Raw genomic sequence first — 11,804 nt, 5'->3', positions numbered from 1 at the left:
AACCTATGATTTTAAAGATTTAACCTACTGGGGAATTAGAGGGGGGATGACATCAAGGTCGAAGTTGGAAGTCAGTGTCAAATTGTCTTTTTCCAAAACCTTAAATGTACTTAATCAGTTTCTTATGGCGTTTCTGGGGACTCTGAATTTGCTTCTGGTTGGGGTATTTCCTCTTCATCAGGTTCAGCTTCTTGAATGATATTCATCAATAGCATTCCTAGTTCCCATTCTGACATTCCATCAGCTTGATACTGGATGGCAACTGAAGCTGCTGCTGTATTTATCCGCACTCCTAATACATGGGAGTCTGCTGTTAAAAGTTGTTCTAAACGTCTGACATAATTTGGGTCAGATGCTACTTTTGGTATTCGCAGTCGGATGCGACCGGGTACTGAATGCACGATGGTGTATGTTTGTGAATCATCACTAGCAACGGTTGTCACTGGTTGAGGAATAGTTGTTTGCTCAGTATCAATTACAGGTATAGTTACTGTTTGTTCTTTTAGTTGTTCAATTATTTGGCGCACAAAACCTGCAACTGTAAGGTTGACTATAAGTGCAGTAGCACCCCGTAGTTTAAATCTATTGGTAATTATGATTCCAACTAAGGGTGGTAGAATGTATTCGATTTCATTATGTGCTTGTAAAAATGCACCTAACTGGGGGAAAGTTGTTTCAGTTGGGTTGATCGTGTTTGTATAGCTTGAGGTTGTTGTCATGGTGAATATTCCTTTGGTGAAAGGGAACAGGGAGTGAGGGAGTGGATCACACTGATTATGGCACGGATACACGGATACGGAAGGGAGTGGGGGAGTATTTGGCGTTGGTGATTTGAGCTATGATATCGTGTCCGGGTAAGAGCGCGAACAAAAAACTTTCTCCTTCTACTACTCTTTCTTTCTCCTGACTCCTGACTCCTGACTCCTGACTCCTGACTCCTGACTCCTGACTTATTATTTATAACTATTCAACTGGACATGGTATTACTTGTTTTTAGTTGGTTCCATTTTGTCCGAATAGTTTCGACTCGTTCGCGGTTAACACCTAAATCTGATTCTCCTAGACGGGAAGCTGAACGTAGTTGAATAGCATTAGCTTCTTCATCTACATAAAATTCTACATCATCTACAAATCCCATTATCTTACTTGTAAACTCAGCATACAAGTAATTTTTATCCTCCTTAACAATATTTGTCCGAGACATAGATGCAATTATTTGTTTGAGGTTAGCGATCGCTGTTTCTGGATTATTAGAGTCATAGCTAAGAGAGACTATACCATGTTCTGCATCTTGACTGTAACTACTGACACAGTTTGGACTATTGGGACAAGGTGCTAGTCGTCCAGAATATACGCCTAGATTATTGGGTCTGGTGCCAGCAAATAAATTTAGTTTGTCAGAGGTGGCATTAACTCCGACAACAATGGCAACTGTTACTAACAAAAAGAGGGTAATGTATAACATTTTCAAAAATATATTAGGAGATTTTTTTTCTGTTGTTTCCATGGTCTATCGGAGAATAATTTGATTGAACTGGTTAATATGATTCTATCGTTAGATAATAACAATTATTCTATATCTAAACTAAAAATTTTATGACTGACGAAAAGCAAGCAATATTAACAGCAAATCAAGCCTTTTATCGAGCTTTTGAAAAACGGGACATCGAAACTATCAGTTCTATTTTGTCCAAGGGTATTGACACAGTTTGTATTCATCCAGGTCGTAATGCCATTCGTGGTTTTGAAAATATTCGGAATTCCTGGGATTTAATATTTAAAAATACTAATTATATGGAAATAGATCTTGATATTGTGACAATAGAAATTAATGGAGATATTGGTTATGTTATTTTGATTGAAAATTTGATGCAAGTGATTGGAGGTAGGAAAAGTAAAGCTCAGTGTATAGCAACAAATATTTTTGAGCGGATGGGTGGAAATTGGTATCTGATTCATCATCATGGTAGTCCATTGATGAGCTAGAGTATTTCTTAGGAGTCAGGAGTCAGGAGGGAAGAAAGAAGCAAGAAGGAAGAGGTGGGAAAGGAGAAAGTTTTTTTGATCGTTAATTGTCTGGACATGATATAATTCCAGATCATAAAAAACAGAAAAAAAGTTGAATTTTTAGAATTTATGGAATTCCGCTTAATTCAGTTTAATTCAGTAGAAAAAAATGTTTCATCTGAGCGTCATTTCCAAATCTTTCTAAATTCTCTTCCTTCCTCTAAGGGCAAACGCCGTTAGCTTCGCATAACTATCGTTAACGCCCCTACTACTCCTCACAATATTGAGGTCTCTGTTGTAATTGAATATCCAATAAATCAGCCACATCACACTTTAATCTACCTGCTGTTTGTTTATCTGGTTCTATATAGCCAAAACCACTACTAAAAAACTTTTGCTGATAAGAATAAATTGCTTCTATCCATTGTTTTTGTGCTTCTAAATATTTCTCTGGTTCTCCTAAAAGTTCATCTTCTATTGCCCCTGCATACTGAAGTTTTATATCCATTTCTAGAATTTGCTTAATTGCTTGAATAATTTTTAAGCGTGCATCTTCTGCTATAAATACTGTTGAGTTTTGAGATAATATTTCTGTCTCTAGTTCCTGGACTATTTCTCGAATTACACTGCTAGTAGTGGGAAATTTTTCTAGTGCTTTTTCCATTTTTACTGAGGAAATTGCACTAACATTTTTTGTTGAACTATCAGTTAATTGTTCTTCTGAAAAAGTAGAAGGTTCATTTTTTTTCGGTTCAGCAATAGTACCATTATTAAACTTACTTGCCTGATATCCTAAAACAAAAGATAGAGCATGAGAAAGCAGTAATAAAAATGTTACTGCTACTTGTACGCCATACTTTTTGATAGAAATAATTATTCGGTCAGAAACAGTTAATTCTTGCCGAACATTTAACCCAAAAACTCTAATTTCATAAATTGACTTTAACCTCGGAAATGCTGATGTAAATATTAATTTTGGGACTTTTCCATTACTGAGTTGATGAAAATAAGCTGCTAACTCATAATCAGGTAGTTGAGAGAATAACTCGGCAAAAGGTTGATAATAATTGCAGCGATCGCGACGATATTTTAAGTGGGAAATGAGTTTTTTCCAAATAGTATTTCCATAAATTAGTTGCTCTATTTCTTGGTCAATATTTGTGTTTAATAAATTGTTCCCCAAAGATTCTAAATATTCTAAATCGTGGCGAACTTGTTGTTTGATTATAGTAGAATAGGTTGACCATAAACTATTTTTAGTTTTTAATAGCCAACAGAAAGCAGGAACAGATATTTTTCCTCCTAATATTTGATAGAAGGCGTAATTCATTCCTAGTACAATTAATGGATCTAATGATTTTTGATAATTTTTCAGTTGAGATTGTAATTTTAGAGATATTTTTTGTTTCTCATCTTCTTTTTTTTCATCTCCAGTAATATTTAACCAATTCAGATATTCTGGTAAAGTTTCGGGAATAAAAATTGCTCTTAAAGTTAATAACCTAACCATTTGAGCATTTGCATTTTCTTGTTTTACAGCATTACTCGCCCCCAGATTATCAAACAGGTTGTTTAAATATTTTGATGTAACTTGACCATTCTGTAATTTTAAAATTAAATTTTCTACCCATTCTTGTTTTATTTGAGAACCACTAATTAATCCTTTAATTGCTGTTTCTATAGCTGCTTCATCTATATTTGTTGAGATATTTTTCCTGGGATTTTTCATCATCTTTGTCTGTATTTGTAACAGATTTGCTTCTACTTCAGTATTAGCAGGATGAATAATAATAAATTGTTCTGGTCGTTCAATTGCTTCAACATTATAAGCCCATGATATAGGTAGATTGTTGGCTTTAATTTCAGCCATTTTATTAATAATTTGTAAGTCAGATAATTCAGTAGGAATTATTACAGGTATAACTTGACTACTCAGCCAATTTTGCCATTCTGTGGGTAAATTTATTTCTGATTTTGTAGTAACTGTATGTTGATTTGGTTTACCAACTTCTTTAGTTTCAGATGGATTAAATACCGGATTAACACCTTGTTGTTGTTGAGTACTTATCCAGTCTAATATTTGCCAAATATTATCTTTACCAGTGCAGAGAAAATAACGATAAAAAGAAGTCGAACGTCCATACTCATCTTGTCCAGTAGTGACTACAGCAACTACTGAATAATCTGGTTCTTCATCATTCATACTCAGCACAACTCGCCCAACAAAAGTAGGTTCTTTACTATGACGATCTTTGCTAACTTCAAAGCCTTTATTAGCAATGGCTCTTCCTACAGAATGGGGAACTTGGGGCAAGGTTAAGTTCATATATTCCCCTACTTTAAATCCCCGAGAAATCCATTTACCATCTGGTAATATTTCGGGAATTATACCTGTGCTGAACTCGTGAATTTCAATAGTTTCCATTTGCTGATTTTAGGAAGGTGTTAATAGGAAGATTTTAGGTTTTAATAGGAAGGTTTTATATGATGTCCGGATAATTAGTGAAAAAAAACTTTCTCCTTTTACCGAAAAATTGTGGTTGAAAGCCTCCTCTTTTAAAAGGATAAAAAGAAAAATTTTTCTTTAAGTTAATCCTCTTCTTTTAAAGGAGAGGTAATTCTCAATTCTTAATTCTAAATTCTTAATTCTTGAACTATTCCCTATCTTCCTAATCTAATTGTGAATTACGTTTACCCGTACAAATCCAATATATAGGAGAAACTAAGCCAAAAGGTCGCCATTTTTTCGAGTCTTCTAATACTGATGCTACCCCACCACGACCCCGATAAATTTGCTGAGAATTTGGCTTATAATACTTATTTCCTGTCACCCCAAAAGCAGAAGTTGTAAAATATTCCACATTACCCATTCCCAAATTTTGCCAAGATTCTAATCTTTTAAAAATAGTAGGAAACCGCGCCTCTGCTAAAAACTTCGGTCTATTTCTATTTACCCATAAATCAGCTAATTCACACTTAGTTAAAACCAAAGCAATACGCCGTTTTTCATTAAACAAATCTCGACCTGCTAATGCTACTAAAAGTTGATCGACTCCCCTGGCATATTCTAGGTCTTTACGATGAGTTGTACCGTCAATCATTAACATAATTCCCGTAGCTGGAAAACAATCATTTAAGTAGTCTCGAAGTAATTGAGAATCTGTTTGCTGAAGTACATCGCTGAAAAATTCTCCAGAATAATCTTTGCAACTAATATCTAGATTCAAAACAGTATTTGATCGCCTCAAATTATCTTCTGCTTTGAGAGTAATTCTTAAACTATAATCCTTAATTTCTAGCACATCATTAGCTAGACGAGTTTGTTCAATTTGTAACCCTGACTCTATCAAATTTTGTGCCTGCTGAATCAAATATTCTCCATCTTTATTTGCTGGAGTAACTAACTCAACAGGACTAGAAAAATCAGCATTTGGCCACCTAGCTAAAGCTGCCATATAAGTTGTTTTACCAGCAGCACGATCGCCTATTACTCGTAAAATGCCAGAACAATTTTCCTCTTTTAAATTCTCATTAATTCTGTTCTTTAATAGGGACTTAAACATTATTTTTACCGAAAAATTGTGGTTTGAAATAGCAGTCAGCACCTCAGCGGTCAGCTATCAGCTTCTCAAGGTGTATAATAGGGGTTTCAATCCCCCATAAAAGGGGATAATAAATAAAAATTTTCATTATCAGTCAATCCTCTTATTTTCAAGAAGAGGTAATTATTCATTATTAATTGTTGAAATCCTCTTACCGAAAAGTTGTGGTTTAAAGCCTCCCCTTTTAAGGGGATAATAAAGAAAAATTTTCATTATTAGTCAATCCTGTTCTTTTCAAGGAGAGGTAATTATTCATTATTCATTATTCATTATTCATTGTTGAACTTGACTTAACCAATACAGGGGTGAAACTATGCCATAAGGTTTCCATTTCAAAGGTTCCCGTAAAATTGAGTGGGGACTTCCTAATTCATCAGTACGATTTGGGCGGGGGTCATTTCGTTGTAGAACGCCAAAAGTAGATATAGCATAAAACCGTAAATTTTGTTGAGGAATACGTTTTTGTAAAATACTGGTTGTTCTTGGTAAATGCACTTTAAATATGTCTAATTCTGGGTCAAGACGACCAGGCCAAATTTCTCCTCTTTCACATTTACTCATTGCTATAGCTAGACGTAAATCTTGGGAGCGGTCGCGCTCATCAATTAAATTAATAAATTTCTCCATCACATTACTATAAAATATGTCGCTTCCTGGCTCCCATTTATGGAGTAAAATTAGACAACCGACATTATCTTTGATTAGACATTCATCGAGAAATTCTTGATGTAAAGGATTAAAAATACCTGTTTGTAATTCATTAAAAATTTCTCCTGGATAATCTCGTACTACTAGATTAATTTCTTCTGGTTTTTGTTGCCACCAACGCTTGATTTCTATGTGAAAAGAATACAAAGGTAAATCATAGAAACTTTTGATTTTTATTCCATCAATAATAGTGGGTTCTAAAGAAGCACCATTGAGAATAATTGTTTCAGCTTTATTAGCTAAATTTTGAGCATCATTAGTAATGGCTGTAATTTGAAAATTTGGGTGAGTTTTTTCCGGCCAATAAGCTAATCCTGCTAGATAAGTAGTCTTTCCCGCACCCGTAGGTCCAATAATACAAATATTCCCCATTTTTTTGATTAAATCTGTGTTTACTATGTAAGCATTTCCTGCGGAATGCTGCGCAAACAGCTCTCAGTAGTCAGCACTTCCCTACGGGATGCTACGCAAACAGCAAATAATGAATAATTCCTTCTAAGGTTGAAGGAGCGTACCTTGGCAGTAATATCAAGTCTCATTAATTAGCCATAATAAATTAGCTATCTTTAGTCATCTTTAGATGACTTCTGCTTTGATCCTAGAAATTTATTTCTTGGCGGATAACATGGCTCGCTAACCTCGCCAAGGATTTCAATCCTTGGCTAATAGTTTAAGTCATCTTAAGATGACTCTTGAGGAGTATGCCATCTTTTTATATTGTGGTTAATCAGTGCAACTTGATATAACTTTTAATTCTCTCTCAATTTTTCAATTGCTTTTACCGATAAATTGTGGTCTAAAGCCTCTCCTTTAAAGGAGAAACAAGAAAAATTTTTCATGATTAGTCAATCCTCTTCTTTCCAAAGAGAGGTAATTGTTAATTATTAATTATTAGACTTGTCGCTTTATAACTTAAAAAAAACCAAAAACCTTGTTCTGTAAGAATTGTAGCTATTGAAAGGCAAAAATGCTTAGAATTATTGCTCTGTCTAGGTTAGAGTGATTTTTTCCCTTTATTTAGCGACAACTCTATTAATTATTAATTGTTGAATTCCTCCTCTCATCAATAGCTAATAGCTGATGGCTGTTTGCGCAGCATTCCGCAGGAAATACTTACTTTACTATTGATTAATTTAACTTGCTTGTTTGACAAAAGGAAATATCTAACTCAATGACAAAACTTTCACTCTTACCTTCTTGCTTTTTCCTTCTTCCTTATTTTTAGAACGGGAGTAAGATGCTCCCACTAGCTATACCATTATAATTCACAACTACCCTTGTTGCCTTCTTCCCTCTTCCCTCTTCCTTATTGCTTCTTTTAAACTAAATAACTAGCTAAATAAATCCAAGGTAATTCTAATAAACTACGGTGATAAATACTGGTAATAAAACACCGAACAGATAAACCATAACGACTGCTATTTATTTGTTCTAACTGTTGTTTTAGTGGTAAAAAATAACTATTAACTACATAATTATGCCGTTGCAGCCAATTCATAGTATAACCATGAGGTAAATAAGCCAATTTAGAAATTTCTTGCTCAAGATTACAATCAATTAAATCAGCTTTATTCATGCATATTACAATACGTCGAGCTTGAGGACAATCATAAATAAAAAAGTCTGTCCAACGATTAAATCTATTACACCATTGTTGCTGAGTAATATAATTTTCCTGGTTAATATGAGGCTGTAAAATTTCTCTATAGGGAGGAACAATTAAAAAAATTCCTTCACTTTTACCCATTGTTTCTTTAAAATCTTGCCATTCATTAATATGCTCAGATTGCCATGACCTACGAAATAATTCCCCAGGAGAATCTATCCAATCTACAGAAATTTTGCTTATACCAGTAGAAAGTCTAACTTTCACATCCAAAGAACGCTTTTCAATACTTTGAGTAGGTTTAGAAGTGCCATCTAAATTAAGTAAATTTGCCTGGAGATTTTGATAATTTTGATTGACCAAAGAAACCTGGACATAATTTCCTTGGGGATTGGCCAATTCTAATGCTAAGTGAGTTTTCCCGACGGCGCGATCGCCTATATAAACTACTCCCATTTTAGAGTTAATACCAATTTGATAAATATTTGCTACAAATAACTAGGTTATTTCTTAGAAGTCAGGAGTCAGGGGTCAGAATGAATAGCTTTGATACTATTTGTTAGGTCATAATTTATCTTTTTAGTCTAAGGGACATTGCCTGTATATGTCTTTTAACTGCCCTGATTATTCAAACACATTCTTTTTCCAAAGGTGTTAATCTCTTCTGCTTACAAATAAAATATATTAGTAGCAAATATTTCCAACAATTTGGGATTAATTTATAAAGATTTAAGTTGCTATTCTGAAGCCGAAGAATATCTGATTAAATCCATAGCGATCGCTACCCCCATCTTACCGAAGACTTCCACAAACTCCGCGACTTGGGCGAACAAATAATCCACCTCGCCTTTTCCACCACTCAAATCCAAGATTTCACCACTTACCAACAACAATTAGCACAATTGCAAACCGAACATAACAAAAGGAGTCCTATTTGCTCAGGACGTAGCCGGACTTGACCTCTGGGCAAATGAAATTACTGTCCTGCTTCGTTGGCAAAGAGCGCAGTAATAATGTTTGTATCTAGAAGGTATTTACCACTCATTTTGTTCACAACCTTGTTTAATTGCTTCGTCCATAGTTTGAAGGTCTTCAGGAGAAATTGAGCCAGCAAAAGGTAATAATTGTGTTCCTGAAATACCTCTAACTTGAGTTTTTAGCAATTTCCGAGCCAATTCAAGCACTTGCAATACTAAGTACTGTGGCATAACTTTGTACTGTGGCATAACTTTTAATTGTTCGACTACCTCATCAATGACAGACAAACTCATTAGACTTCTCCTTTGCTGAGTAGAGATTAAAATATAGTAATCAAGGAAACGCCAATTAATTTGACTTTATGATAAAAATACTGCACTTCAAACAATATTGCATAAATTATAATTTACTGATGATGTGATTATTTATTTGCATTAAATCCTACTACTTATAAAAACAATGTCAAGAGAAAATATAGCAACTGTTGTAAAAATTTTAGAGTCTCTTTCTGATGAGCAGCAGGAAAGAATTTTTGAGCATTTACGAGAATATATTGCAGATTTTCAAATTGGTATTAAAGTAGGATAAATCTTTTGAAAAAACCCAAAGCAAGTTAGTAGTAGCAGCGAGACAGGCGAAACAGTAAATTGCTGAAGGAAAAGGGCAAACAATTGACTATGATAAGTTATGAAGTCTGTTACCTTACCATCTTTTTGGGAGGAATATCATGGTCTTTCCCTACTTGTTGCTTTATTCACAAAAGTGTCTCTCAAGTGATACAAGAAAGTCTCTAACTTCAACAAGAATGTTCTTCAGCACATGAGAACGGTTACTGTCTTTCAATCCGAAAGCTTTGGCAATCTTTTTGTAATTGTCGCCCTTACGATGAGTCACGCTAGCTGAACGAAGTTCTTGCAAATTTCTCAAGAATTTTATCTGCTGCTCATAGTTTGGATATTGATGAGCTTTGAGGAACTGCTGGAATTTAGATATTCCCTTTATTTCGGTATTACCTACTGGTGTTGCCTTAACAATTTCCCTCTCATTTAGAGAATCAATCAAAATCTTTGTCAGAGCAAGAACCTGTGAATCAAATTCTGCCTGACTATTTGTCAGGGGAATGCGCAAAGTTTCAAAAAGATACTGGTCTGATTCAGCTAATTCCCGAAAAAGACTCCATCCCATAGATTCTTTCCAATTCTTAGAAAACCTAACAAAACGATCCTTAAACATAAGGTCAATTTGTTCTGGAGGAGCAGGTGTTAGTTGAAAGCTACGATCAAAATTAACTTTACTAATCTTTCCTTCAGGTAGAATATTGTAACTACGCCAATATATTTGTTCATCTGATGGCAAAGATGCTAAGTCTCCAAGGAAGACAGTTATGTATTCAGGATGATTATTATCAAGTTTCAATCCCCATAATCCTTGACATCTTAGAAATCCATCCTCAACCGAGTATTGTTCTGGATGAGCATAATATTTTGTAAGAACTTCGCGCCGAAAGAAAACAGGTGTGAGATAGTTAGGAGCATCTGGATTAGCACCAAAGTAGTTTGCAAGCTCATCTGGATTACAAGAATATTTGACTGAATCTCCATTTTCATCCACTCCAATAATGAAATCAATGTAGTTTTCCTTGTCCTTATCATTGAATGGCCACATTCCACAGCGATTGAGTGGAAATGGAGGAATCAGTTTTTTTCCACACAAGTATGAGAAGGATTTGTAGTTGGCTATATGAAAATTTTCTGCCGAACTTGCGCAAAGTCTATAGTAAGTTAAATCCTGTTTATTTTTATGCTCTAATTCCTGTGGAAATTCATCAAGTATTAATTCAGAATATCGTTTAAAGTCAAAATAAATTGCTAAGTACATCTCTTTTACAGCAAGAAATTGACGCACTTCTTTGAGACGAACTTCAACTTTATCCATTTCAAGTTTTGCTACTACAGTTTCATCTCCTCTATCATCAAATTTGATAAGTTGATTTTTTTCAAAATCGTGGTACAAACGATGAAAGTGTCGAAACTCTTCAATCATTTCGTTATATGAGTCACGAATGCCATGAAAATCCCGATGAATTATAAACGGTTCTACATCATCTAAGTTTCCAAACCGCAAATAGTTAAGATTTTTATTGAAACATAGATGCCCATCTTCAAGATGGAAATCCCAAGAAATCTTGCTTAGAGAAGTTTCAACATCAGCATTTGGAATCAAGGCTGAAAATATACCAAGATTCTCGTTTTCAGTAACTTTATCAAAATAAACAGTTATCCATGGCTCTCTACCTAAACTAGGAATAAATTTCTCTCGCGATTCAGATTGAAGTAGCCATTTCAAAGTTAGATCGACGTTTTTAGTCGCCATAATAGTGATTTGATATAAACATAATTAGGGCTTGCTGATTAATTCTAAAAGTATTGACTGATATTGGTTTTAGCGTTTTATAGTTGAAAAAAGTAGCAGCTTTTCGGTGGAAAAAGATCATGCATGCTAGTATTTTGGGATGATTATGGCAGAAAAATTGAGAGACAATTCTTACTCCTACCTCCTCGCTCATTCCCATTTCTCCTGTCTCCTGTCTCCTACCCCAGCAAAAAGACTTTATTCAGCAAACCCTAATTAATTGTAGTTTGACTTACATAATATTGACGGGAGCGCGATCGCACTCCCACTAACTAAAAGCCTATTTCATTTTAATAAGCACCTATGCAGAGCAAATAACTTATCTCCAAAATACACGAAAATTTCTTGACAAGCAACCACCCTACATCTCTTACATATCAATACTTATAACAAATGGCATACGAGAACGCGATCGCACCCAAATTCCCCCCATTTTTCCTCCTAAATAGCTCATTTGAACTTTTTTTGCCAAATTCAGTTTAAATTCCAAA

Annotated in this window: 11 protein-coding genes; 2 read left to right on the top strand and 9 right to left on the bottom strand. The window is 34.6% G+C overall.

The window, feature by feature from the left end:
* Positions 1–122 precede the first annotated feature (122 nt).
* Together D5R40_RS03365 and D5R40_RS03360 are read right to left on the bottom strand one after the other, a co-directional pair.
* On the bottom strand, positions 123–719 hold the full coding sequence (locus D5R40_RS03365; protein WP_124143195.1) for an HMA2 domain-containing protein: 597 nt from the start codon (positions 717–719) through the stop codon (positions 123–125).
* A 248-nt stretch (positions 720–967) separates the two neighbouring features.
* Positions 968–1,507, bottom strand: coding sequence for a DUF1499 domain-containing protein (locus D5R40_RS03360; RefSeq protein ID WP_124143194.1), 540 nt, complete (start codon positions 1,505–1,507; stop codon positions 968–970).
* A gap of 89 nt (positions 1,508–1,596) precedes the next feature.
* Between D5R40_RS03360 and D5R40_RS03355 the strand changes: the two genes are divergently transcribed.
* Positions 1,597–1,986: a nuclear transport factor 2 family protein gene (locus D5R40_RS03355; RefSeq protein WP_124143193.1), complete on the top strand. Its 390-nt coding sequence runs from the start codon at positions 1,597–1,599 to the stop codon at positions 1,984–1,986.
* Positions 1,987–2,275: 289 nt separating this feature from the next.
* Here the strand turns inward: D5R40_RS03355 and D5R40_RS03350 are convergent, their stop codons facing one another.
* The 6 genes from D5R40_RS03350 to D5R40_RS03330 form a co-directional block, all read right to left on the bottom strand.
* Positions 2,276–4,432, bottom strand: a complete 2,157-nt coding sequence (locus D5R40_RS03350) for a hypothetical protein (RefSeq protein ID WP_124143192.1) — start codon at positions 4,430–4,432, stop codon at positions 2,276–2,278.
* Between the two features lie 244 nt (positions 4,433–4,676).
* Positions 4,677–5,570 carry a hypothetical protein gene (locus tag D5R40_RS03345; protein WP_124143191.1) on the bottom strand — a complete coding sequence of 298 codons (894 nt, stop codon included), beginning with the start codon at positions 5,568–5,570 and terminating at the stop codon, positions 4,677–4,679.
* Positions 5,571–5,882: 312 nt separating this feature from the next.
* A complete protein-coding gene (locus D5R40_RS03340) occupies positions 5,883–6,689 on the bottom strand; it encodes a hypothetical protein (protein ID WP_124143190.1) in 807 nt (268 codons plus the stop codon).
* A gap of 946 nt (positions 6,690–7,635) precedes the next feature.
* Positions 7,636–8,379: a hypothetical protein gene (locus tag D5R40_RS03335; protein ID WP_124143189.1), complete on the bottom strand. Its 744-nt coding sequence runs from the start codon at positions 8,377–8,379 to the stop codon at positions 7,636–7,638.
* 281 nt (positions 8,380–8,660) lie between these two features.
* Complete coding sequence (locus D5R40_RS34490) at positions 8,661–8,810, bottom strand: hypothetical protein (RefSeq protein WP_161564320.1); 150 nt, start codon at positions 8,808–8,810, stop codon at positions 8,661–8,663.
* A gap of 147 nt (positions 8,811–8,957) precedes the next feature.
* Positions 8,958–9,194 carry a hypothetical protein gene (locus D5R40_RS03330; RefSeq protein WP_124143188.1) on the bottom strand — a complete coding sequence of 79 codons (237 nt, stop codon included), beginning with the start codon at positions 9,192–9,194 and terminating at the stop codon, positions 8,958–8,960.
* Between the two features lie 166 nt (positions 9,195–9,360).
* On the opposite strand from D5R40_RS03330, the gene D5R40_RS40705 reads away from it, so the two are divergent.
* A complete protein-coding gene (locus D5R40_RS40705; RefSeq protein ID WP_275670271.1) occupies positions 9,361–9,489 on the top strand; it encodes a hypothetical protein in 129 nt (42 codons plus the stop codon).
* Positions 9,490–9,651: 162 nt separating this feature from the next.
* On the opposite strand, the gene D5R40_RS03320 is transcribed toward D5R40_RS40705, so the two are convergent.
* Entirely contained in the window at positions 9,652–11,274 is a 1,623-nt protein-coding gene (locus D5R40_RS03320; protein WP_124143187.1) for a hypothetical protein, read from the bottom strand.
* Positions 11,275–11,804 lie beyond the last annotated feature (530 nt).

It is taken from the genome of Okeania hirsuta, from assembly GCF_003838195.1.
GTDB lineage: Bacteria > Cyanobacteriota > Cyanobacteriia > Cyanobacteriales > Microcoleaceae > Okeania > Okeania hirsuta.
The sequence above is the reverse complement of the archived record's forward strand: the minus strand, read 5'-3'. Positions and strand labels throughout refer to the sequence as shown.